19 protein-coding genes are annotated in these 22728 nt (G+C 68.1%); 9 read left to right on the top strand and 10 right to left on the bottom strand.

Annotated elements, in window-relative coordinates:
• The coding region (locus HRUBRA_RS04585) for an esterase-like activity of phytase family protein (protein WP_035514956.1) at nt 1-949 on the top strand (949 nt) is incomplete at its 5' end.
• On the opposite strand, the gene HRUBRA_RS04590 is transcribed toward HRUBRA_RS04585, so the two are convergent.
• The gene (locus HRUBRA_RS04590) at nt 934-1947 is read right to left on the bottom strand and encodes an adenosine deaminase (protein ID WP_052094388.1); all 1014 of its coding nucleotides are present in this window, start codon (nt 1945-1947) and stop codon (nt 934-936) included. The two genes, HRUBRA_RS04585 and HRUBRA_RS04590, sit on opposite strands and share 16 nt — an antisense overlap.
• A gap of 104 nt (nt 1948-2051) precedes the next feature.
• On the opposite strand from HRUBRA_RS04590, the gene HRUBRA_RS04595 reads away from it, so the two are divergent.
• The 3 genes from HRUBRA_RS04595 (at nt 2052) to HRUBRA_RS04605 (ending at nt 4105) form a co-directional block, all read left to right on the top strand.
• Complete coding sequence (locus HRUBRA_RS04595) at nt 2052-3413, top strand: 8-oxoguanine deaminase (RefSeq protein ID WP_035514958.1); 1362 nt, start codon at nt 2052-2054, stop codon at nt 3411-3413.
• A 90-nt stretch (nt 3414-3503) separates the two neighbouring features.
• Entirely contained in the window at nt 3504-3779 is a 276-nt protein-coding gene (locus tag HRUBRA_RS04600) for a type II toxin-antitoxin system Phd/YefM family antitoxin (protein ID WP_035514960.1), read from the top strand.
• Nucleotides 3779-4105 carry a type II toxin-antitoxin system RelE/ParE family toxin gene (locus HRUBRA_RS04605; protein ID WP_035514961.1) on the top strand — a complete coding sequence of 109 codons (327 nt, stop codon included), beginning with the start codon at nt 3779-3781 and terminating at the stop codon, nt 4103-4105. The genes HRUBRA_RS04600 and HRUBRA_RS04605 overlap by 1 nt, the downstream gene beginning before the upstream one ends.
• Nucleotides 4106-4198: 93 nt before the next feature.
• Here HRUBRA_RS04605 and HRUBRA_RS15690 read toward each other — a convergent pair whose 3' ends face one another.
• The 8 genes from HRUBRA_RS15690 to HRUBRA_RS04650 all read right to left on the bottom strand — a co-directional run bounded on the left by HRUBRA_RS15690 (nt 4199) and on the right by HRUBRA_RS04650 (nt 14660).
• On the bottom strand, nt 4199-4333 hold the full coding sequence (locus HRUBRA_RS15690; RefSeq protein WP_268870532.1) for a hypothetical protein: 135 nt from the start codon (nt 4331-4333) through the stop codon (nt 4199-4201).
• A gap of 514 nt (nt 4334-4847) precedes the next feature.
• The gene (locus HRUBRA_RS14865) at nt 4848-6962 is read right to left on the bottom strand and encodes a nucleoside hydrolase (RefSeq protein WP_084592449.1); all 2115 of its coding nucleotides are present in this window, start codon (nt 6960-6962) and stop codon (nt 4848-4850) included.
• On the bottom strand, nt 6962-8251 hold the full coding sequence (locus tag HRUBRA_RS04625) for an allantoate amidohydrolase (protein ID WP_052094389.1): 1290 nt from the start codon (nt 8249-8251) through the stop codon (nt 6962-6964). The genes HRUBRA_RS14865 and HRUBRA_RS04625 overlap by 1 nt, the downstream gene beginning before the upstream one ends.
• Nucleotides 8252-8270: 19 nt before the next feature.
• Nucleotides 8271-9512 (bottom strand): pyridoxal-phosphate-dependent aminotransferase family protein, encoded by a 1242-nt coding sequence (locus tag HRUBRA_RS04630; protein WP_052094390.1) that lies wholly within the window; start codon nt 9510-9512, stop codon nt 8271-8273.
• Between the two features lie 3 nt (nt 9513-9515).
• On the bottom strand, nt 9516-10370 hold the full coding sequence (locus HRUBRA_RS04635; protein ID WP_236629783.1) for a sulfite exporter TauE/SafE family protein: 855 nt from the start codon (nt 10368-10370) through the stop codon (nt 9516-9518).
• Nucleotides 10367-11971 carry a gamma-glutamyltransferase family protein gene (locus tag HRUBRA_RS04640; RefSeq protein WP_035514964.1) on the bottom strand — a complete coding sequence of 535 codons (1605 nt, stop codon included), beginning with the start codon at nt 11969-11971 and terminating at the stop codon, nt 10367-10369. The genes HRUBRA_RS04635 and HRUBRA_RS04640 overlap by 4 nt, the downstream gene beginning before the upstream one ends.
• Nucleotides 11968-13083: a purine nucleoside permease gene (locus tag HRUBRA_RS04645; RefSeq protein ID WP_084592450.1), complete on the bottom strand. Its 1116-nt coding sequence runs from the start codon at nt 13081-13083 to the stop codon at nt 11968-11970. Before HRUBRA_RS04645 ends, HRUBRA_RS04640 begins: the two co-directional genes overlap by 4 nt.
• The gene (locus tag HRUBRA_RS04650) at nt 13080-14660 is read right to left on the bottom strand and encodes an adenosine deaminase family protein (protein ID WP_236629784.1); all 1581 of its coding nucleotides are present in this window, start codon (nt 14658-14660) and stop codon (nt 13080-13082) included. Before HRUBRA_RS04650 ends, HRUBRA_RS04645 begins: the two co-directional genes overlap by 4 nt.
• A gap of 244 nt (nt 14661-14904) precedes the next feature.
• On the opposite strand from HRUBRA_RS04650, the gene puuE reads away from it, so the two are divergent.
• From puuE to HRUBRA_RS04665, 3 genes are all read left to right on the top strand, one after another.
• Nucleotides 14905-15828: an allantoinase PuuE gene (puuE, locus tag HRUBRA_RS04655; protein WP_035514965.1), complete on the top strand. Its 924-nt coding sequence runs from the start codon at nt 14905-14907 to the stop codon at nt 15826-15828.
• Entirely contained in the window at nt 15821-16426 is a 606-nt protein-coding gene (locus HRUBRA_RS04660; RefSeq protein WP_084592451.1) for a cupin domain-containing protein, read from the top strand. The genes puuE and HRUBRA_RS04660 overlap by 8 nt, the downstream gene beginning before the upstream one ends.
• Nucleotides 16427-16721: 295 nt before the next feature.
• Nucleotides 16722-19112: a TonB-dependent siderophore receptor gene (locus HRUBRA_RS04665; RefSeq protein ID WP_035514966.1), complete on the top strand. Its 2391-nt coding sequence runs from the start codon at nt 16722-16724 to the stop codon at nt 19110-19112.
• A gap of 456 nt (nt 19113-19568) precedes the next feature.
• On the opposite strand, the gene HRUBRA_RS04670 is transcribed toward HRUBRA_RS04665, so the two are convergent.
• The gene (locus HRUBRA_RS04670; RefSeq protein ID WP_052094391.1) at nt 19569-20927 is read right to left on the bottom strand and encodes a uracil-xanthine permease family protein; all 1359 of its coding nucleotides are present in this window, start codon (nt 20925-20927) and stop codon (nt 19569-19571) included.
• Between the two features lie 149 nt (nt 20928-21076).
• Between HRUBRA_RS04670 and HRUBRA_RS04675 the strand changes: the two genes are divergently transcribed.
• Nucleotides 21077-21295, top strand: coding sequence for an AtzG-like protein (locus HRUBRA_RS04675; protein WP_035514967.1), 219 nt, complete (start codon nt 21077-21079; stop codon nt 21293-21295).
• The gene (locus HRUBRA_RS04680; protein ID WP_035514969.1) at nt 21292-22674 is read left to right on the top strand and encodes an AtzE family amidohydrolase; all 1383 of its coding nucleotides are present in this window, start codon (nt 21292-21294) and stop codon (nt 22672-22674) included. The genes HRUBRA_RS04675 and HRUBRA_RS04680 overlap by 4 nt, the downstream gene beginning before the upstream one ends.
• Nucleotides 22675-22728 lie beyond the last annotated feature (54 nt).

Here is a 22728-nt window from a genome sequence, read left to right on the forward strand (position 1 = left end):
CGACGACCTGCGCGCCGCGTCCTGCCCACGGGGCACCCCCTTCGCCCCGCTGCCGCCGATCCCTCTGGACAGCACGCCGGTGGAGCTCGCAGCCATCGACGCGGACGCCGACCTGCCCGGCGCAGCGTTCGCCGGCGGCTGGCACCTTGCCAGCACGGACCCGGCCTTCGGCGGCCTGTCCGGGCTGGCAGTCCGCGCCGACGGGGCACTGCTGGCGATCACCGATCGCGGCGCCTTCGTGGTCATCGAGCTCCGGGACGGCATCCCCGCCAGCGCGCGCCTCGCGCCCATGGGGCTCGAGACGGCCGACGACAAGACGGCTCGCGACGCCGAGGGGCTGGCGCTTCACGAAGAGCTCGCCCTGGTCAGCTTCGAGCACCGGCACCGGGTCCTCGCCTTCGCCCTGGGCCGCTGCGGCGCCGCAGCCCGAGGCGCACCGGTCGCGGCCTTCGGCGCTGCCGTCAGCGGCCTTTCACGCGCGCTGGCAGCCAACGGTGGCGCCGAGGGACTGGCGGTCACGCCCGGCGGGGCTCTCCTTCTGGGGCTGGAAACGAACGACGACGGGCTGCCGCTGGCGCAGCTGACCGAAGCCGGCACCGCCGCCGTCAGCACACGCATCGCGCCGAGAGGCCGGCCGGTGCTCACGGGCCTCGACGCGACCGCCACGACGCTCTACGCCGTGCTCCGGGACTACCTGCCGGGTGTCGGCAACCACATCGAGGTGCTGGCCATGCCCCTCGGCCCCGGCGGGCCCGCAGCGAGCAAGGTGCGCCGGGTGCTGCGGCTGGCGCCGCGCCACGGCACGGACAACTTCGAGGGGATCGCGCTAAGCCGCCGGGCCGACGGGAGCCTGCGCCTCTGGCTGGTTGCCGACGACAACTTCTCGCACCGGCAGCGGACCCTGCTCTACGCCTTCAACCTGGGGGATGATCCTCAGCCCTCGCCGTAGGCCGCCAGGTCCTCGCGCAGCCGTGCGCGCGCCGCCGACGACAGGAAACTCGCATCGATAGCGTTAGCGAGCAGGCGCCGGGCCGTGGGGATAGCGAGGCCGAGTTCCCGATGCAGGGCGAGGAAGTTCTCCGTGAGGTACCCGCCGAAGTAAGCCGGATCGTCGGAATTCACGGTCACCGCCACCCCCGCCTCGAGGAACTGCGGCAGGGTGTGGTCCGCGAGCCGGTCGAAGACACGCAGGCGCACGTTCGACAGCGGGCAGACCGTGAGCGGAATGCCCTCGCGGGCGAGACGCTCGACCAGCGCCGGGTCCTCCACCGCCCGCACGCCGTGATCGATGCGCTCGACACCGAGCACGTCAAGGGCGTCGCGGACGAAGGCGGCAGGTCCCTCCTCGCCGGCATGGGCTGTAAGCCGGTAGCCGCGCTCCCGGGCGGCAGCGTAAAGCCGCACGAAGTCCGCTGGCGGATGGTCGCGCTCGGCGCTGGCAAGGCCGATCGCGACGAAATGCTCGCGCCAGGGCTCGGCAGCCTCGAGCTGCGCCAGGGCCTCGGCTACCGGCAAGTGGCGCAGGAAGCTTAGGATCAGCGCCACCGACTGCCCCCAGCCCCGGCTCGCATCGTCGATGGCGGCGCTGAAGCCGGCCATGACCGTGTCGAGGGAAACGCCCTGCGGCGCATAGGTCTGCGGCTCGACCATGATCTCCGCGTGCACGATGCGCTCGCTGCGACACACGGCGAGGTAGTCGCCCATGAGGTGATAGAAGTCCTCCTCTGTACGCAGTACGGAGGCGCCGTGGTAATAGAGGTCGAGGAAACTCTGCAGGTCCGTGAAAGCGCAGGCCGCTTCCACGTCGGCCTCGCTCGCGTAGGGCAGCGCCACGCCGTTCTTCTTCGCGAGCTCAAGCAGGCGCCGGGGCTGCAGCGAGCCGTCGATGTGCAGGTGCAGCTCGCATTTCGGGGCGCCGCGGATCCAGCGTTCGAAGTCTTCACTCACGGGGGCTCTCCTCGCCGGTCATCAAGGCGCCCGATAATGGCCCCTGGCCCGCCGCGACGCAACGCGGCCGTGCTAACGTAGGCGTTTTTCTGCGGAGACTCACCGTGCAGGAACGCGAACCCGACCCCCTCTGGCTCGCCGAGCCGGCGGCCTGCTGGACCGGCGCCGATGCCGGCGGCGGCATCGTCATCAGCGGTAACCGCATCGTCGAGCTGGTTCCGGCGGGCGCTACGGCGCGCACCCCGGGGGCGCGGCGCGAGTCCGTGGCCGGCCTCGTGCTGCTACCCGGCCTCATCAACTGCCACCACCACTTCTACCAGACCCTGACCCGCGCCTTTCCCCCAGCGCAGGAAAAGGAACTTTTCGAGTGGCTGCAGGCGCTCTACCCGGTCTGGGCCGGGCTCGATGGCGAGGCCGTCACCGTCTCCACGACGCTGGCGCTCTGCGAGCTGCTGCTCTCGGGCTGTACCACGGCCGTGGACCACCACTACCTGTTTTCCGCGCGCACCGGCGATGCCATCGACCGGCAGGTCGAGGCCGCCGCCGAACTCGGCGCGCGGGTCGTGCTCACCCGCGGTTCCATGAGCCTCGGCACCTCCCGCGGCGGCCTGCCCCCGGACAGCGTCGTGCAGGACGAGGACGCCATCGTCGCCGACTGCGAGCGGCTGCTGGCGCGCTACCACGACCCGGCGGACGACGCGCTCTGCCAGGTCGCCCTCGCACCCTGCTCGCCTTTTTCCGTCTCCGGCGAGCTCATGGCCGCCGTCGCCGCGCTGGCGGCCGAACGCGGTGCACTTCTCCACACGCACCTCGGCGAAACCGAGGACGAGAACGCGTTCTGCCTCGCGCACTACGGCAAGCGCCCGGTGGATTATCTTGAAGCCGCCGGCTGGCTGCGCCCGGGTACCTGGCTGGCCCACGGCATCCATTTCTCGGACGCGGAGATCGCCCGCCTGGGCGCCGCGCGCGTGGCCGTGAGCCACTGTCCCTCCTCCAACCTCTTCCTCGGCTCCGGCCTCTGCCCGGCGCTCGACCTCGAAGCCGCCGGCTGCCCCGTGGGGCTGGGCGTCGATGGCTCGGCCTCCAACGACCACTCCAATCTCATGGAGGAGGTCCGCCAGGCGCTGCTCGTACAGCGGCTGCGCTACGGCAGCGCGGCCGTCGGCGCCACCGACGCCCTGCGCTGGGCAACAGCAGGGGGCGCAACGCTGCTGCAGCGCCCGGCCCTGGGCCGGATCGCCGCGGGAGCCGTAGCCGATCTCGCCCTCTTCGACCCGATGGAGGACCTGCGTTTCTCCGGCGCCGGCGACCTGGTCACGGCGCTGGTCACCAGCGGCGCGCGACGCGCACGGCACGTCATGGTCGACGGCCGCTGGCGGGTCCGCGACTACACGGTGGAGGGGGTGGACCTCGACGCCCTGCGCGCCCGCCATGCCGCCTGCGCACGGCGGCTGCAGGCGGGGTAATACCCGGACGCGCCGGGGCCCCGGCCTGACGCTGCTGATTGCTACATGACTTTTTTCGGACTATATTTGGTCCTGCAAAGGAGCGTGGACATGAAACTATCGAAACAAATCAAGCCGATCAGTTACCTGAAGGCCCATGCCGCAGAAATCGTGCGCAACCTGTCGGGGCAAGGCGAACCTCTGGTTATCACCCAGAACGGCGAAGCCAAGGTCGTGCTGCAGGGCATCGAAAGCTATGAGCAAACTCAGGAGACCATGGCCCTTCTGAAAATTCTCGCGCTCGGCTCCCGCCAGCTTGAGGACGGCAACGTCCAGCCCGCCGGCGATGTCATCGAGCGGCTTCGAGGCCGCAGCAAAAATCGCTGATGACCTTTCAGGTATTTCTGACCGACGATGCGTCGGCTGATCTGGAGGAGTTGTACGACTACGTTGCGTTCCACGATGCGCCGGAAAAAGCGGATTATCTTCTCGAGCAAATAGAGAAAGCTTTTTCGAGCCTCTCCGACAACCCTGAGCGAGGAGCCTATCCCAGGGAATTGCTGGCCATCGGGCTTCGCGAGTACCGTGAGATCTTTTGGGGGCCCTACCGCATCATCTACCGAGTCATGACCGGAAATGTTTACATCATGGTGATTGCCGACGGCCAGCGCGACATGCAAACACTACTGCAGCGACGCTATTTACGGGCCTGAACATCGCGGCACCACCCACGCACTCGCCGAATACATTCCCGCGCTTCGAACGCCATGATTGAAAAAATACAGTAAATTCAAGCGCTATCCGTGTCAGCTGATGCCAACCAGGCTCCCGAACAGCCTGGCTTCGACCACAGCGACCGCAAGCCGGTCGACGAAGAGCACGTGGTCGGCAGGCCCGATGTCTGTCTGGTACTCGCGCACGGCCACGCCGGACAGCCGCACCTACGGGTTTTTCCAGAAGAACGTGGTCAGCGAGTACACGCACGAGAAGGCCGTCGCCGACAAGGGCCAAAGTCGTCAACCCCGATCAGATCCGCACTGTCATCCGCACCTTCCGCGACAAGTGGCCGGAGCTCTTTCCCGGCCGCAGGGAGCTGCCGAAGACCCTGATCTTCGCCAAGACCGACAGCCACGCCGACGACATCATCCAGACCGTCCGCCAGGAGTTCGGCGAGGGCAACGATTTCTGCTGCAAGATCACCAACGGCGCCAGGAATCCCAAGTCCTCGCTCTCGGCCTTCCGCAACGACTACTACCCGCGCATCGCCGTGACCGTGAACATGATCGCCACCCGCGATGTTGCGCCGTTTCAAAACGCCGGTCTGACCGTGATCAACCCCTGGAGCACCGAATGAACACCGCCCTCATCGTTTCCAAAGTCTGGAGCTTCTGCACCACACTGCGCGACGACGGTGTCACGGCGACTACCTGGAGCAGCTGACCTACCTGATCTACCTCAAGATGGCGGACGAATATGCCCGGCCGGCGGCTGCGGCGTGGTCAGCGTATCGATAAACAGGGAAAACGCCGCCTCGGCATCGGTCTCGAGGCATACCTTAGCCGGCGTGCGACCGCTGTCGGGGGCCGGCCGCATGACACCGGCGCTGGCGGCATCGAGGTGCCGCCGCGGCGAGCCGTCGGCGGCCTGGTCGGGCATGGACAGGTCTGACCCGGGCAGCCAGGGTTTATCGGTCCCTGCGGCGGCCACCGCGAGCGGCAGGGACTCTCCGCGGCAGAAGCGCGCGGGATCGACCACGGTCATCGCTGCAAGGACATCCCAGTAGTAGTACTCCCCGGAATCGATAAACCAGTCGTTGGCGTCGAGCACCCGGTCCCACCAGGCCGCCGCCGGGTTATCGGCCCGGGCCTTCAGCTCTGCGGCGACCGCCGGGGTCACGCGCACGTCGTTGGTCACATCCAGGCCCACGACCTCCACGGGGATAGGACCGGCGAAGACCCGGTCCGCCGCGACCGGATCCACATAGAGGTTCCACTCGGCACGGGTGTTCGGATGGTCGTCCGTAAAGCCGGGCACAATGATATTTCCCGCCTCGTTCAGGTTGCCGCCCATGACCACCAGCCGGTCGACCTTCGCCGCATCCTCCGGGTAGCGCTCGAGCCACTGGGCGATGTTCGTCAGCGGGCCCGTGGCCAGCAGCGTCACCGGCCGGTCGCTGTCCGCGATCGCCGCGTGGATGAGCGCTACCGCGTATCCGTCCCACGGTGCGCGCCCGCTCGGCGGCACGGCAACGCCCGACAGCTTGTCCATATCGTCCTGCCAGGGCTCCGGGAACACGAAGTAGCCGTCCAGGGGCACCGGATCGCCGCAGGCTGCGGGAATCGCCGCGCCCGCGGCAGCCAGGTCTGCCAGAGCGAGGGCGTTGGCCACCCCCGGCGCGCAGTGTGCCTCACCGCTGCCCGCCACAGTGATGGCGCGCAGGTCCACCCCCGGGTGTCGGGCCAGGAACAGCAGCGCCGCCCAGTCGTCGATGGCCATGTCCGTATCGAAAACCACCGGCGTCGGCCGCGGCGGCGCCTCGGCAAAGCGCTCCCAGTCGGCGAGCAGGGCCTTGAGGGCGGCGGCACCGACCCGGTAGGCGGCCTCCAGCGCCGGCCGGCCCTCGTCCGGGTACGGCGCCGTGGTGCTCCAGGCTGCCGTCTTCCCCGGCGGCGGTCGGGTGAAGTTACTCGCCGTGCGCAGCACCAGTATCCGGTCCGTGTCTACAAGACCAAGGCGGGCGAGCCGGTGCAGGGCCGTGAGCGTACCGCTGTCCTCCATGTTCGAGGTCATGAATTCCCGGTCGGCGCCTGCGTAGAGCGGCACCCAGTCGTTGGCCCAGCGGTTCAGGAGCTCGCCGTGCCAGTAGGTGCTGGCCGAAAGGGTCTCACCGACGGTGACAAAAGGCGGCCGCTGGGCGTTCGGGAAACCGTCGTAGGCGGCGCGGAAGGCCTTCAATGCCGGCGTATCGGGCAGCGGCACATCCCGGGTCTGCTGAAAGGCCCAGTCCGCCAGCGCCGGGTTCAGGGCAAAGCTGATCGTGTCCAGGGTCCAGCCCGTGGACACGTCCTGGGGGCCCTGCGCGGGCTCTTCCGCGCCCAGGGGGATAAAACCGTAGGGCCAGCTGTCTGGAATCTCCCGGCCATCGATCTCATAAACCAGGTCGCCATCGACCACGGCGCGGGCCCAGGCAGCGGAGCCCAGGGACAGGTCCTCCGGGTCGGCGCCGGCGATGCCGGCCACAAGCCAGTAGGCGCGGGAGAGGTCAAAGCGCTGGTCGAGGCCCAGGGCCATGATCGATGCAGTCGCGTTGGGGATACCACCCCCCACACAGAGCAGCAGCACCCCCTCCTCGGTCAGGAACAGCGGGTATTCGCCGAGGGGAAAGGGATAGCTTTCGGCGATGGCCGACCGCTCGACCCAGTACTGCAGCTCCCCGGGACGGTCGCCGGTTGGCTCGCCGTACTCGAACATGGTGACCACCACGGCGCGCACGGGCACCGGCTCGGCCAGCGCCGCAGGCGCGAGCACGGCAGCGAATAGCGCACCGTACAGGGTCAGAACGAAACGCATCAGGGGTTCTCCTCTCCTTCGCGGGCCGCCAGGGCCCGCAGGGTCAATTCCAGGGCGGCGAGGGCCGCGGCAACATCCTCCTCCGTCACCGCCTCCGCCGGATGATGGCTGATTCCGCCGGCGCAGCGGACGAAGAGCATGCCGACGTCAGTGATCGGCGCCAGGCTCATGGCGTCGTGGCCGGCCCCGGAGACGATGGAGACGGGGCTCAGGCCCAGGGCCAGCACCGCATCCTCGAGCACGCGCTGCAGCCAGCTCGCGCACTCGACCGCTGTGGCCCGGTGCGTCTCCTCCCAGCTCACGCGCATGCCCCGGCTGGCAGTAAGCCGGCCGATCTCATCCTGCAGCGCCTCCACCGCAAGATCCCGGGTGCGGTCACGGCCGGCGCGGATGTCCACGCTGAACTCGCAGTCTCCGGGGATCACGTTCGGCGCCCCAGGGTAGCAGCGCAGCTGGCCCACGGTGGCGACAATCTCGAAGCGTTCGGCGATACGCTCCACGAGGTGCACAGCGCCGGCGGCGGCCACCAGCGCATCCTGACGCATGTTCATGGGCACCGTGCCGGCGTGACCGGCGCGGCCGCTGACCCGCACGCGGAAACGCCGGGCACCGGCAATGCTCGGTACCACGCCGAGAGGCTGGTTGTTGTCCTCAAGCACCGGCCCCTGTTCGATATGGACCTCGAGATAACCCACAAGGTCCTCTCCCGCACGACTGGCACGGCCGATGTTGGCGGGATCGCACCCGAAGGCCGCCAGGGCATCACCGAGGGTCGTGCCGTCACCATCGCGCAGGTCGAACCAGGCCGGCTCCCAGCTGCCGGCTACGGCACGGCTGCCGAGCAGCGTGGTGCCAAAGCGGGCGCCCTCCTCATCACCGAAGCCGAGGAGATCGACATGAAACGGTAGCGCCTCGCCCGCGGCACGCAACGCCGCCATGGCCTCCAGGGCGAGAAGCACGCCAAGGATGCCGTCATACTTGCCGGCATTGCGCACCGTATCGAGGTGTGAGCCCAGGAGCAGGGTCCGGTGAGGCCCTGGCCCCGGGGCGGCAAGGCGGCCGCACAGATTGCCGGCGGCGTCCTGCCAGGCGGCGAGCCCCGCGTCCTCCAGCCAGCCGGAGACCCGGGCGTTGCAGCGCGCGTGCTCTTTTGTCAGGTAGCTGCGGTAAACACCGTCCGGCAGCGAGGAGAGCGCCGCCAGCTCGTCACAGCGCGCCATGATCCGGGCTGCCGCCGAGCGCTGGGCTGGGGTGGGCTCGAAGGCGGGCAACTCCGGCGGCGCGTCCATGGTCAGGCGTACCCCGGCGTCACGAGAACGCGCCGAGGGCGGCGGCTACCGCCTCGCCGGGCGGTGCGGCGAAGCCCTCGCAGCGCAGGCACTGCTCGAGACAGGCCAGGGTAGTGAGCACTGTATCGCGGCGGGCGTTGTAGCCCATGGTGCCGATACGCCAGATCACTCCGTGCAGCGGACCGAAGGACGTGCCGATCTCGATGCCGAAGTCCGCCAGCATGCGGCCGCGAACCGCCTCACCGTCCACGCCCTCGGGAATGTAGACCCCCACCACGTTGTGCATACGATGCGCCTGATCCCCGAAGAGGGCCAGGCCCAGGGCCGCAAGCCCTGCGGCGAGGGCATTACCGGCGATGCGATGGCGCTCCACGACCTCGTCGATGCCTTCCTCGAGGGCAATGCGCGCGCACTCGCGGGCGCCGTAGAGCATGCTCGTGGCTTCCGTATGATGGTTGAGCCGGGCCTCACTCCAGTAGTCCATGATCATGGCGAGGTCGAAGTAGTTCGAACGGATGCGCTCCCCGCCGGCGTCCTCATCATCGGCGGCCCGGATGCCCCGCTCGACGTGACGCCGCGCCTGGATCACCGCCGCCGCGCGGTCCGAGAGGGTCACCGGGGCAATGCCCGAGGGCCCGCCGAGGCATTTCTGCAGGCCGGCGGATACGGCATCAAGGCCCCAGGCGTCTGTCTCGAAGGCATTGCCGACAATGGAGGCGGTGCAGTCGCAGTAAAACAGCACATCGCGCTCGCGGCAGAGGCGCCCGAGCTCGTCCAGGGGCTGGCACATCGTTGTCGAGGTATCGCCCTGCACCGTGGCCAGGAGCTTCGGCCGCACGCGATCCAGGGCCTCGGCAACCTGAGCCGGGTCGCAGACCTCCCCCCAGGGTACGGCGATGGTGTGCACCTCGGCGCCGCAGCGCTCGGCGATCTCTGTGAGAAGCTGGCCGAAGCGGCCCATGATGGGCACAAGCACCCGGTCGCCGGGTTCGAGCAGCGACACGAGGCAGGCCTCGATACCACCCCGGGCCGTGCTGTCGACCATAAAGGTCCAGCGATTCTCTGTGCGGAAAACGCCGCGGTAAAGCGCCATCGTCTGGTTCATGCAGTCGGTCATGGCCGGATCGAATTGCCCCACGAGCTGGTAGGACATAGCGCGGAGCACCCGCGGGTCGCAGGTAATCGGCCCCGGGCCCATGAGCAGGCGCGGCGGCGGCAGGAAGCTGGCGCGCAGCGCCGGCGGCAGGTCATTGAAGTTCATGGATCACCCTCCTTGGCTGAGCAGGGGGCCGAGCACGGGCCCGGCCAGTTGCCACAACATGCGGCCTCCCACCACGAGGAGGAAAACCGAGAAAATACGCTTCAGGGCCACGCCCGACAGCCTGCCGCCGATCTTCACGCCCAGTGGCGCGAACAGCATGGTCATGGGCACGATGGCGAGGAAACCCGGCAGGTTCACCGCGCCGACGGTGCCGACGGGGGCATCCGCCGGCGTCTCCGGCAGCACCAGCATAAGCAACGCCCCGGGCAGGGCGATGACAAGCCCGAACAGGGCCGAGGTGCCGACGGCCCGGTGGGCGACCACGTTGAAAGCCGTCATGGCGGTGACCCCGAGGGTACCACCACCGATGCCCATCATGACCGAAATCCCGCCGATCACCGCAGCGATCAGCCACTGCCAGGGCTGGGCCGGCAGGCCCTCCCGCAGCGGTGGCGCGTTCGGTCGGAACAGGTTGTTGAGGGCTATGGCCAGGGCCACCGCACCGAAGACACCGGTAAGCAGAAGCCCGTTGACCCGGGACGCCGTGATGCTGCCCAGCACCACGCCCGCGACCATGGGCGGCAGCCAGGCGCGGAACAGGTCGAGATCGATATTGCCCCGGGCGTGGTGGGCCCGCGCCGAGGCGATGCTGGTGGGCACGATCGTCAGCAGCGAGGTACTGGTGGCGATGAGCATGGCCGATGACGGCGAGATGCCGAGGGACTGGAACACGAGGAACAGCACCGGAACGATGACAATGCCGCCGCCGACTCCGAGGAGGCCCGCGAGGATCCCGGCGAGGACACCGGCGCCAAGCAGCGCAGCCAGCACCGGCAGCCACTCGACCACAGCGCTCACAGCGCGGCACCGGCGGTGCCGACCGGGGCTGCACCATCACTGCGCGGATCTGTTGCCGCCGTCACGCTGCCGTCCGCGGCCTGGCAGACAGCCCCGGCGTGGCCCAGGAGCTCACTCCGCGCCGGCACCTCGCGCAGGGAATGGCCGAGGGCGCGCAGCCCCGGGGCGAGCCGCGGGAACAGATCCGCCTCCAGCTTGAGGTCCTGGCTGTCGTCGCCCCAGGTCCGGCCGAGGAGCCAGCGGCCGCGGGCAATCGCATCGGCGAGGGATTCACCGCCGTAGTGATAGCGCGTAAACAGCGCCGCCTGGGTCTGCGGCTGCCCTTCCCCCCCCATCGTGCCGTAGGCCAGGCGCCGCCCGTCGTCGAAAAGCGCCAGCGCCGGGTTAAGCGTGTGCCGCGGCTTGCGCCGCGGGCCCAGGGCATTGCGGTCATCGGGATTGCGGCTGAAACCGAGGCCGCGGTTGTTCCAGCTGAGGCCGTAGTCCGGGTGCACCAGGCCGGCACCGAATTCCCAGTAGACGCTCTGGATAAAGCTGACCAGACAGCCGTTGCGATCCACGGCGCCCATCCAGACCGTATCGCCGCGCTCCGCGGACCGCGGCCAGGGGCTGGCGCTCGAGTCATCGATGGCGGCGGCGTGTGCGCGCAGTGCCGCTGGCTCGAGCAGCGTCGGCCAGCGCTCGGAGAGGCGGGACGGGTCCGCAACCTCCGCGTCACGAACCGTGAAGGCGCGCTTGGTGGCCTCCACCAGTGCGTGCACGGCTTCCAGCTCCGAGGGTGACGGGTGTGCCCGCCGCCAGACGTCGTGGATGGCAAGGATGAGCAACGAGGCAATGCCCTGGGTCGGCGCCGGCAGGTTGAACACGCGGGCCCCGGCGAGGCGCGCGGAAAGCGGCGTAACCCGCCGCGCCCGGTAGGCAGCAAAGTCGTCGCGGCGCAGGGGACTGCCCTCGGCTGCGAGCCAGTCGGCAAGCTCGGCAGCCAGTGCACCACGGTAGACCGACTCGGTGCCCTCGGCGGCAAGGCGCTCGAGAAAGACGGCCAGCCCCGGATTGGCGAGGGAGTCACCGGCGGCAAGGGGCCGGCCCTGCGGGCAGAAGACCGACTGGTAACCCGCCGCCGCCGCGAGTTCGGGCTGTACCTTTTCACTCGCCGCAGCAAGGCTGGCAGTAACCTCGATACCGTCACGGGCAAGGGCCGCCGCCGGCGCCAGAAGCTCACCGAGGGGCCGGGGCCGATAGCCGTACTCGGCCGCGCAGGCCCGGGCCTCGCGCCAGCCGTCGAGGGTGCCGCCAAGGCAAAGCGCCGCCGGACCACCGCGGGCCGGCACGCCGTCGAGGCCCTGCCCGGCATACCACTCCGGCGTGGCCAGGGCCGCGCTGAAGCCGCAGGCGTCGATGGCCACGGGATTCTCCCCCGGCGCCTGCAACAGCCAGAAGCCGTCGCCACCGAGGCTGTTCATGTGCGGATAGACCACGCTGATCGCCGCCGAGGCGGCGACCATGGCGTCGATGGCGGAGGCCCCATCCTCGAGCAGCGCCTGGCCCACCTGCGCCGCCGCCGCGTGCGGCGCGCTGAAAGCGACCTGTCGACGGCTCACGGCGCGTCGAGGTCCGCCGGGGTCGGGGTGCGCTCGCTGTAGGTCTCCCAGTTATCGAGCAGCGTGTCGATCACCCGGGAGCCGACGAGGTAGGCCGACTCCAGGGACGCATCGAGCCCGGCATAGCCCTCGTTCTCGGCAAGCAGATTCTCCGCGGCGCTGACCCCGGGCGGCGGCATGGTGTAGTTGCTGGCCGTGCGCAGGACCATCACCCGGTCGCGATCCACGCGACCGGCACGGTCCAGCCAGATGATGGACTGCATGGTGCCCGTTTCCTCCATGGCGGAGGTAACGAACTCCCCTTCGCCATCGGTCCAGTAGTCCACCCAGTCGTTCGCCCAGTCGTTGAGGATCTCGCCGTGCCAGAAGGTGAGCGCCGCGAGATTGTCACCTTTGAGCACAAAAGGCGGCTTCTGCGCATTGGGGTGCTCGGTATACAGCGCACGCGTTTCAGCGAGGGACTCATAATCCGGCAGCTCGACATCCTTCGTCAGCTGGTAGGCCCACTCCGTGAGCGCGGGGTTGAGGCGGAACATTTCCCCGGTCGGTTCCGGCCGGTCCTCGTCAAACGGCTCATCGGTGTAGCGGGCGAGGTAGCCATACTTCCAGTCCTCCGGCATTTCGCGAGGATCGATCTCGTGGGCGAGGTCACCGTCCACCAGATACTCGGCCCAGGCGGCGGAGCCGATGGAGGCATCCTCCGGATCGACGCCGGAGATGCCCGCTACCAGCCAGTAGGCGCGGGTCAGATCGAAGCGCTGGTCCATGCCGAGCATCATCACCGAGGCCGCGGCCTTGGCCGTGCCGATACCGGTCACCATGACCAGCAGCTTCGACGCCGGGTCGTAGTAGAGGTCGTGGTGCGCGGGGAAGTCGATGCGCTCGCTGAGGTCGCGGCGCTCCAGCCAGAGCTGGAACTCGCCGGCCTGGTCGTCCCGGTCCTCGCCGATCTCGAACATGGTCACGAGGACCGCGCGGACCTCCTTCGGCGCCGGAGTTGCAGGCGCCCCGGGCTCGGCGGGCGGTGGCGACGCAGGCTCGCAGGCGGCGAGGGCTAACAGGGCGCCGAGGCACAGGGCCAGGACGGAGGCCAGAGAGAGAGAGCGGATCATGGGGACTCCTCGGTTTCAGGGGATGCGGGTTCAGGGGATGCGGGTTCAGGGGATGCGGGTTCAGGGGGTACAGGTTCAGCGGGTACGGGGGCGAGGTCACAGAGCGCGTAGCGGCGGCAGAGGAAGCCGTGGCTGCGCGCGTTATCGGCGAGCGCCGCCGCGGGATCGTCGGCCAGGCGCCGCTCGAAATCGGCGAGGTGCAGGGCAAAGCGGCTCAAGAGCTCTATTTTCAGGCGCTCCGGAGCAAAGCTATGGCTCAGGCTGTTGCGCGACAGCAGCACCAGCTCATCCCAGGACAGGTTGAACTCGCGCACCGCGACGAAGAACTCATCGGTAAGGTTCGAGTCCCACATGCCGCGGTCGTCGGTGGACAGCGCCACGGGAATGCCCGTGCGCAGGTACTCGGGAAAGGGGTGCTGCGCGTAGTCATCGACGTACTCGAGCAGCAGGTTAGAGATCAGGTTGATTTCCACCAGGTAGGGGCCGTGGCGCATGAGCCGCATGGTAGCCGGGTCGGTGATCAGATTGACCCCGTGGCCGATGCGGTCAGCCCCGAGGAGCAGCGTGTCGCGGACATGGTGGTTCGGCTCGTCCACCTCACCGGCGTGAATAGCCAGGCGCACGCCGTGATGTTCCCGGCGCAGTTCCCGGAGCGTGTCGAGAAAACGCAGCGGGTACCCCTTATCGTTGTCCTCGCGGCCGACCATGTTCACGGCGACGAAGAGGTCCCGGTTGCGGGCGACGAAGGCGTACAGCGTACGCAGCATGTCCTCGGCGTTCGGTGCAAAACGCAGAAGCGCCACCTGCAGCTTGAGGGCGACGCCCGTGGCCACGGCGTCCGGCTCGCGCAGGCGCTGCCGGTAAACGTCCGCCATCTCGTCCGGCGTCAGTCGGCTCCCGTCGGGGCGCAGGAAACCAAGCACCCCGACCATGGTCTCGAGGTACAGCAGACCCTCCTGCCCGAAGGCCTGCATGTTGCGTACCAGCGCATCGGCGGTGAAGTACGGGTTCAGATAGAGATCGCCCATACGCTGCCAGTGGGTTTGAAAGAATTCGTCACGACCTTCGTGGGCCTTGTCGAGCACCATGCTGTTGAGCCAGGCCCGACGCTGCTCTGCATCGAGCTCCTCGAGGCGCACGAATTCGCCCTGCTCGCAGGGCGGCAGCTGCTCCCAGGTGCTCTCCTGCACCGTCAGAAACAGAAGCAGATAGGGGTCCTGGCCGAAGGCGTCGCCGCCGTAGGGCCGACAGTTGTCGATGCGAACGCGGGTGTAGAAATGATAACCGTGCTCCCGCTGGGCCAGGGCAAGGTCGTAAAGCCAGTCATCGAGTACAGAGCCGGAGAGGTGATTGTGCAGGTCACCACCCTTGGGCATGGCGTAGAGGAAGCGGTAGAGCTCCACGGCTGTGGCCTCGGCCTTGAAGCGCTCGAACCACGTTCCCGTGTCCGGCGCCGGCACCGCGGCCCCTACGCCCCCGGCGAAAGCCGCAAGCAGCGCGGCGGCTGCAAGGCACAGGCCACCAGCCCAGCCACGGCGCCGGCGCGGCGGCGTTGGCGAGGTGTGTCGTTCAGTCACGGAAAATCTCCAACATGGACAGCGTCGAACAGCGGTTCCAGAGCAAGAAGAATGCCACCGCCTCCCCCACGCATTACCTTGGTATTATGGCACGGCGGCGACACCGGTCGCACCAGTGCGGGGCATCCTGCGCCAGCGAAGTGCAATAACGGCTGCACACCCGAAGGCGGCCGGCGACCAGCGCGAGGCAGCGGTGGTATGGTACTTGCGTTGCCTGGGGCAGCCCCGAAGGAGAGCGCGATCCGTGACCGACCCCTACCCCCGAGACCTGCGCGGCTACGGCCGGCAGCCGCCGCCTTTCCGCCTGCCCGGCCACGCGCGCATAGCCGTACAGTTCGTCATCAACTACGAGGAAGGCGGAGAAAACTCCGTGCTCCACGGCGACCCCGCTTCGGAGACCTTCCTCTCCGACATTATCGGTGCCGAGGCCTACCCGGACCGGCACATGAGCATGGAGTCCCTCTACGAATACGGCAGCCGTGCAGGCTTCTGGCGCCTGCAGCGCCTGTTCACGCGCCAGCGGGTGCCGGTAACGGTGTTCGCAGTCACCAGTGCGATCGCGCGCAACCCGGAGGCCGTAGCCGCCATGCGTGAGGCGGACTGGGAGATCGCCTGCCACGGCCTGCGCTGGATCAGCTACCAGCAGGTGCCGGAAACGATCGAGCGCGAGCACATGCAGCGCGCCATCGCCTGGCACGAAGAACTCACCGGCGCGCGACCCCTGGGCTGGTACACGGGTCGGGACAGCCCGAACACCCGGCGCCTGCTGCTCGAGGCCGGCGGCTTCCTCTATGATTCGGACTCCTACGCCGACGATCTGCCCTACTGGGTCGAGGGCCCCGACGGGCCCCACCTGGTCATTCCCTACACCCTGGACACGAACGACATGCGCTTCGCCACCGCACAGGGTTTCAACAGCGGTGACCAGTTTTTCAACTACCTGCGCGACGCCTTTGATGTGCTCTATGCCGAAGGCGAACAGTGCCCGAAGCTGCTCAACATCGGCCTGCACTGCCGCATCGCCGGCCGCCCCGGTCGCTTCAGCGCCCTGCAGCGTTTCCTGGAATATATACAGACCCACGACCACGTCTGGCTCTGCCGCCGAGAGGACCTCGCCCGGCACTGGCATGAACACCATCACCCCGGGAAAGGAGACCCCCATGACTGACAGCTCGCGCCGGCGCCGCGGCGCCTCCCTCCTCGCCGCCACGCTCAGCGCAGGCGCCGTCACGGCCGCACCCTCGGTGGACGAACTGGTGCGCGAACTCCGCCTCGAAGCCCACGTGGAGGGAGGCTACTACCGCCGGACCTATGCCGCGGAGGACCAGCCGCGGGTCGAGACCGCCGCCGGCGAGCGCTACAGCATGTCCTCGATCTTCTACCTGCTCACCCGCGCATCACCCACCGGCCATTTCCACCGCAACCGCTCGGACATCGTCCACTACTTTCACCTCGGCGATCCCATCACCTACTACCTGCTCCACCCGGACGGGCGGCTGGAAACCGTGGTCATGGGCCAGGATCTCGCGGCCGGCCAACGCCTGCAGCTCACGGTCCCCGGGGGTATCTGGAAGGCCTCCTCCCTTGGAGAGGGCGCCCTGGGTTACGGCCTGATCAGCGAGGCGGTCAGCCCGGGCTTTGACTATGCCGACATGACTCTCGGCGAGGCGGCCGCGCTGGCCAGGCAGTTCCCGGAGCACGCCGCCCTGGTGCGCCGGCTGACGCATAGCAGCGAAGATGGGAAAAGTACCCAAGGCGGGCGTTGACGCTCCCCCCCACCGACCGCACCATTCCGGTGCGTCTGCGCCAGCCTGAGGAGTTCGCCGGTTCCGCGCGCCCCCCGTCGCCATCACGCGCTGGCTCCGGGCGTCGCCAACCCCCTGTTTTTACGTGATAAACGTCCTGTCGCCGGGACACCGGATGCCTTGGCATCAATTCTGCTAAGGGTTTGCCGAACGAAGCGCTACCGCTGAATCCGTGACGTTATAAAAACGTGGTCAAGAGCGTCGCGAACGGGCCCCGGCCAAGCCGGCGGCCACTTGGATTTTTTGAGGAGGAATCATGAACGTACCCGTGAAACGCCTGCCGCTGGCCGCGGCAGTTACCGCAACCCTGGTCGCCGGACAACCGCTGCTGGCCCTGGCGCAGGACAATCCGGCGCTGGAGGAGATTGTCGTCACCGGCTCCCTGCGCAGCCTGCCGGGGGAAGACGTCGACGTCTTCGGCTTCGGCAAGTCCCTGCTCGAGACGCCGCGCTCCGTGTCCACGATCAGCGCGGAGCAGATGGAGCGCTTCAACGTCAACGACATCGATGAGCTGGTTGCCTTTTCTCCGGGCACCTTCACACAATCCTTCTTCGGCGTTGCCGGCGCCCTGGACGTGCGCGGTACGCCCGGTGAAACCTACTTCCGCGGCATTCGCCGGGTCGACAACCCCGGCAACTACGCTACACCGATCGCCGCCGCCGACCGCGTCGATATTGTCCGCGGCCCGGCCTCACCGATCTACGGCCCCTCAAAGATCGGCGGCTACCTGAACTTCAACCCGAAATCTGCCCGGGCAGGCTCCGGCGAGTACCTCGACAAAACCACCGGTGGCCTGTCCTACACCACCGGCAAGTGGGACCGCCAGGTGATCTCCGGTGACATCGGCGGCGCCATCTCCGACAACGCCGGCTACTATCTCTACGCCGAGTACGAGGACTCCGACAGCTTCTACGACAACACGGCCACGGAGAACACCATCCTGCAGGCGGCCTTTGATGTCGACGTCACCGACAAGCTGCATATCCAGTTCGGTGCGATGTACCACGACTTCCTCGGCAACCAGGTAGCGGGCTGGAACCGCCTCAGCCAGGACCTCATCGACAACGGCACCTACGTCACCGGTACGGCGCAGTCGCTGGACGCCGACGGCAGCGGCAAGATCACCCACCAGGAGTACAACGCGGCGGGTATTTCCCAGTTCATTCTGTTCCCGAGCTTTGTGACCGAGGGCGACCTGAACCCGCTGAGCGCTCTTGAGAACCCGGGAACGACCACCCTCAGCCCAAGCAACGTGCTGGTGGACCCGAACGACGAGCTGGATAATGAAACGATCACGCTCTACTTCGATGCGATCTACACCGCCGACAATGGCCTGGAAATCAAGAACCAGCTGTTTTACGAAAGCCTTGAGAACAACAACGAGAATGCCTACGGCTTCTCCCAGCAGGGTGAAACCTGGGTCTTCGAAGAGAAGCTGGTCTTCGGCTACACCCTGGAGGGCAACGGCGTCACCTCGCGGCTACAGTTCTCGCCATCGGTACGCTACACGGACTTCGAACGCGGCCAGGACTATATCAACGAGTTCTTCGATCGCCGCGATCTGAGCCAGTCCGCTGCCGAGCGTGACCCGGCCCTGGACGCGCGCCTGCTGTCCACCCAGATCGATAACGACTACAGCGAGTACCAGTACGGCGACTACACCATGTGGGGACTGGCCTTCCTTGGCGATTTCACCTGGGACAATGGCCTCAACATCACCCTCGGCCTGCGCCAGGACTGGATCGACATGGAGTCGAATACGCCGCTGGACAAGCTGCTGTTCCCGCCGGAAGATCTGGTGGCGAACTTCCCGGGCGGCGTCGCCAGCTACAGCGACAGCAACGACATCTTCTCCTGGACGGCCAGCGTCAGCTGGGATTCACCGATCGGTCTGATTCCCTACGTGACGATGTCCGAGCAGTCGACGATCATCGCCGACCAGATGGGCGATCTGCCGCTGGAGCTGGTACGCACGGGTAACGCCACAGACGTGTCGGAGCTGTTCGAGGTCGGCATCAAGGGCAGCTACCTCGATGACTCCCTGTTCTTCGCCCTCAGCTACTACGAGCAGGAGCGCACGGACTTCAGCGCCCAGGCCATCGTGACCAATGCGTCCACGAAGACCGAGGGTATCGAGGCTGAACTGCGCTGGGTGGTCACCCCGCAGCTGGTGGTCACCGCCGGCTGGACGAACCTGGAGATCACCATGGTCTCCGCGGTTGAGGAAGGGACGCTGTTCAGTTTCTTCGGCGCGGACGACATCCCGCAGATTGACCCCGCTCTGGTCTACGGCGGCCAGGTCATCGGCCTGATCCCGGCCGGCGACGGTCTCAAGCAGGGCATCCCGGAGAATATCTACACGGCCACGGCCACCTACGACTTCGAGAACGGCCTTGCGGTCAACGCCAGCGTCATCGACGTTGACTCGACCTTCTCGGGCTTTTCCCGGAGCGTGGAGCTTCCGGCCTACACGCTGGTCAACGCCGGCGTAAGCTATGAGACGGAAAACTGGAAGGTGAGCCTCACCGGCAAGAACCTCACCGACGAGGAATACTTCCGCTCCAACTTCCCGAACCTCTTCGGCGGCCAGATTGTCCTGCCGGAGCTTCCGCGCCACTGGGTGGCCAAGCTGGATTACCGCTTCTAGCGGAGAAAACGACTGCATCCAGTCCATGCAGCTTCCAAGCCCTCGCAAGAGGGCTTTTTTTTTGGTTCATCGTAGAGTTCCAGGACGGCTGCCGAGGTCGCACTGTTCCGGGGTGAGTGCGGGAGAGTTCTCTCAGTCGCTCCACGATATTCGCTTGGTGAGAGAACTCTCCCGCACTCACCCCTGACGCCTACCGTACTCCCGGGGCATTCAACATCACCCCCGAAGTAGGGATGAGCACCGGAGGTAGGCGCGGCTACGGGAGGGTGCCCCCACCAAGCGAATATCGTGGAGCGACTGGGGCCACCCTCCCGTGGCCGCGCCGGCAAGCTAAGACAAGCTCACATTATGGTGAGTACCGCCGGTCGGGTAAGGCTGGGGCATACCCCCCACCCGCCACGGAAACCCACGATGGACCAAAAAAAGTTCTTCGAAGGTTTCCGGGGGGAGCGCGGGTTATCCGGGATTACGATGTACCGAGCCGGCCAAGGCAGTCCGCGGGACCGCAAGCTCCAGCGCCATAGCGAGGAAAGCACCGTTAGACACCGGGAACTGCAGGAACAGCGCACCGGCGCCGCCGAACCCGGCCCGTGCCGTGACCTCGGCGAGCAGCCAGCCGCCAACAGCAGAAATCATCGCGATGGCCCAGCCCCGGCGACCGATCGCGCCTCCGGCAAGGAGCCCCCAGCCGGCCCGTGCCACCATCAGGAACAGCAGCAGCGTGCAGCCATAAAGTACCGCCGCTGGCAGCGACTGCAGGAGTGCGGCAACCGCCGGCAGGAGGCCGAGAGCCACGAGGAAGGCCGCCACCACATAGCCGACGCGGCGGCTGGCGATGCCGGTCAGGCGGATTACGCCGTTGTTCTGGCTGAAGGTCGTGTTGGGAAAGGTGCCGGCCAGGGCCGCAAGGAGCGAATTCAAGGCATCGCCCAGGATACCGCCGCGCACCCGTAGCCAGTAGCCATCCCCCCGGGTGGACAGGCCGCTCAGAGCCGCTGTCGCGGTAAGATCACCGACAGATTCCGTGGCCGACACCAGGAATACCGGCAGCAGGAGCAGGAAGACGCCTACGTCAAAGCCGACACCGTAGGGGAGGAGCCGGGGCAGAAAAGGACCGCCCGGGCTCGCCGCAAAGTCGCCAAAGAGCCCGAGGGCAGCGGCGGCAGCAGCCCCGACGACCAGACCCCCGAGCACGCTGCACAGGCGATACCAGGGTGAGCGCCGGGTCGCCAGCCACAGGGTGAGCGCGAACACGCCCGTCGCCAGCAGGACGAGGGCGGCGGTCGGGGCCTCCGGCGCGGTGCAGGCGCGCACCAGGTTCCCGAGGGTCGACAGGACCAGCGTGAAACCGATGAGCAGCACCGTGGTGCCGGTCACTGTCGGCGTGAGCAGCCGCTGCAGGCGGCGGACCCCGAGGGCCAGCACGCCGGTAACAACGGCGGCGAGGGCGCAGCAGCCGAAGATCACGGCGAGGCGCTCCCGCGCCGGCATAGCCTCCGGAAGGCCATGGAAAGCGAACAGCACGGGCCCGATAAAGGTAAAGCTCGTGCCCTGGATGGCCAGCAATCCGGAGCCGATGCCGTGACGTCCGGCGACCTGGATCGCCGTAGCGATCCCCGAGACAAACAGGGAAGCGGCGAGGATGGCCTGGGTCTCGGCCGCCGGCAGCCCCATGCCCACGGCCATGATAAGCGGCGCCGTGACGATACCGCCAAAGACCGCCAGCAGGTGCTGCAGGCCCGCAAGGAGCGCCCGCGGCAGAGGCAGGCGCGCCTCGTGACCATAGAGCAGGGGGGCGGCGGCGAGTACAGACATGGCGGGGTTCTCCAGGGCAGGCCAGGACTTTTGCTGTGCCCCGGACCTGCAAGTTCGGTGCCGCCCGGGAAGCAGGGGCCGCTGGCATACTGTTTGCTGGCTATTTGGGCCGGAGCACGGCACTTGCGATGACAGGAGGACACGACGCCATGGATGACACCGCCATTACCGACGCCGAGCTGGACGGGCTGGCCGCCCTGGCGGGCCTGACGCTGGCTCCCGACTGTCGCGAAGGGGTCCGCCTGCACCTGGCTACCGCCCGACGCATGCTGACGCTGCTGGCGCCTCCGGGGAGCGGAGCAGACGAACTGGCCCTGGCGCCCGTCTTCGACCCAGCCCCGGCCGGGGACGGGGGCGACGCAGGGTGACTAGCGCCACAGCCATCGCCGGTGCCGTGCGCCGCGGTGAGGTGACAGCCGGCGAGGTGCTGGCCCGGACCCTCGCCCGCATCGCGGCGGGCAACGACACACTGAACGCCTTCACGGCGGTGACTGCGGCCCGGGCCCGGGCGCAGGCCGGGGCCATCGACCGCCGCATCGCCGCGGGGGACGACCCCGGGCCGCTCGCCGGCGTGCCCTTCGCGGTGAAGAACCTCTTCGACGTCGCCGGCCTGGTGACCACTGCCGGCAGCCTGATCAACCGCGACAACAACCCCGCCGCAGGTGATGCCGTGCTGGTGCGGCGCCTGGAGGCCGCGGGCGCCGTGCTGGTGGGCAGCCTGCATATGGGCGAGTACGCCTACGACTTCACCGGCGAGAACGTCCACGACGGACCGTGCCGCAACCCCCGGGACCCGACACGCATGACCGGTGGCTCCTCCTCCGGTGCCGGCGCTGCGGTCGGCGGCGGCCTGGTGCCCATCGCTCTGGGCTCCGATACAAACGGTTCGATCCGCGTGCCCGCCTCGCTCTGCGGTGTCTTCGGCCTCAAGCCCACCTACGGCCGCCTGCCACGCACGGGCACCTATCCCTTCTGCGACAGCCTCGACCACGTCGGCCCCCTCGCCGCCACGGTAGAGGACCTGGCGCGGACCTACGACACGCTGCAGGGCTTCGACAGCGGCGACCCGGCCTGCGCACGACGCGGGCTCGCGCCGACACTGCCGACGCTGGCCGACGGTCTCCATGGTCTCCGCGTCGCCCGCGCCGGCGGCTTCTTCGGCGCAGAAGACTATCCGCTCGCGCGGGCGGCCGTGGAACGTGTCTGCGTCGCCCTCGGGGCAGCGCGGGAAGAGCCCCTCCCGGGGGCCGCCGCCGGCCGCGCCGCAGCCTACCTGGTGACCAACGCCGAGGGCGCCGCCCTGCACCACATTCATCTGCGCCAGCGTGCGAAGGACTTTGACCCGGACACGCGCGACCGCTTCCTCGCCGGGGCCCTGCTCCCGGCCGACTGGTACCTGCGCGCCCAGGCCGCCCGGCGCGCCTGGCGGGCCGAGATGGCCGCGGTCTTCCGACATACGGACCTCCTCGTAGCACCCTGCACGCCGTGCGCGGCGCCGCCCCTGGGCACCCGCTACCTCGACCTTGCCGGTCGCCGGGAACTGCTGCGACCGAATCTCGGTCTGTTTACCCAACCCTTCTCCTGCATTGGCCTGCCGGCACTCTCCGTGCCGCTCTGGCTGCCGGGGGAGACCCTGCCCATCGGGGTACAGCTTGTCGCCGCGCCCTGGCGCGAAGACCTCTGCCTGCGCGCCGGCGAGGTCCTCGCTCGCAGCGGCGTTGCCGAAGCGCGACCGGGGGTGGTGTAATGCCGAACCCCGATCAGCGGCCCCCTCACCGACCTGCCAACCGCGGAGACACCG

This window comes from Pseudohaliea rubra DSM 19751, from assembly GCF_000764025.1.
In the GTDB taxonomy this organism is placed as follows: domain Bacteria; phylum Pseudomonadota; class Gammaproteobacteria; order Pseudomonadales; family Halieaceae; genus Pseudohaliea; species Pseudohaliea rubra.

Bases quoted from the DNA above. Each gene is read 5' to 3' on its own strand.
- HRUBRA_RS04600 (WP_035514960.1), top strand. From the start codon at position 3,504: ATGAAACTATCGAAACAAATCAAGCCGATCAGTTACCTGAAGGCCCAT.
- HRUBRA_RS04605 (WP_035514961.1), top strand. From the start codon at position 3,779: ATGACCTTTCAGGTATTTCTGACCGACGATGCGTCGGCTGATCTGGAG.
- HRUBRA_RS14865 (WP_084592449.1), bottom strand. From the start codon at position 6,962: ATGCGTTTCGTTCTGACCCTGTACGGTGCGCTATTCGCTGCCGTGCTC.
- HRUBRA_RS04625 (WP_052094389.1), bottom strand. From the start codon at position 8,251: ATGGACGCGCCGCCGGAGTTGCCCGCCTTCGAGCCCACCCCAGCCCAG.
- HRUBRA_RS04630 (WP_052094390.1), bottom strand. From the start codon at position 9,512: ATGAACTTCAATGACCTGCCGCCGGCGCTGCGCGCCAGCTTCCTGCCG.
- HRUBRA_RS04645 (WP_084592450.1), bottom strand. From the start codon at position 13,083: ATGATCCGCTCTCTCTCTCTGGCCTCCGTCCTGGCCCTGTGCCTCGGC.
- HRUBRA_RS04660 (WP_084592451.1), top strand. From the start codon at position 15,821: ATGACTGACAGCTCGCGCCGGCGCCGCGGCGCCTCCCTCCTCGCCGCC.
- HRUBRA_RS04665 (WP_035514966.1), top strand. From the start codon at position 16,722: ATGAACGTACCCGTGAAACGCCTGCCGCTGGCCGCGGCAGTTACCGCA.
- HRUBRA_RS04670 (WP_052094391.1), bottom strand. From the start codon at position 20,927: ATGTCTGTACTCGCCGCCGCCCCCCTGCTCTATGGTCACGAGGCGCGC.
- HRUBRA_RS04675 (WP_035514967.1), top strand. From the start codon at position 21,077: ATGGATGACACCGCCATTACCGACGCCGAGCTGGACGGGCTGGCCGCC.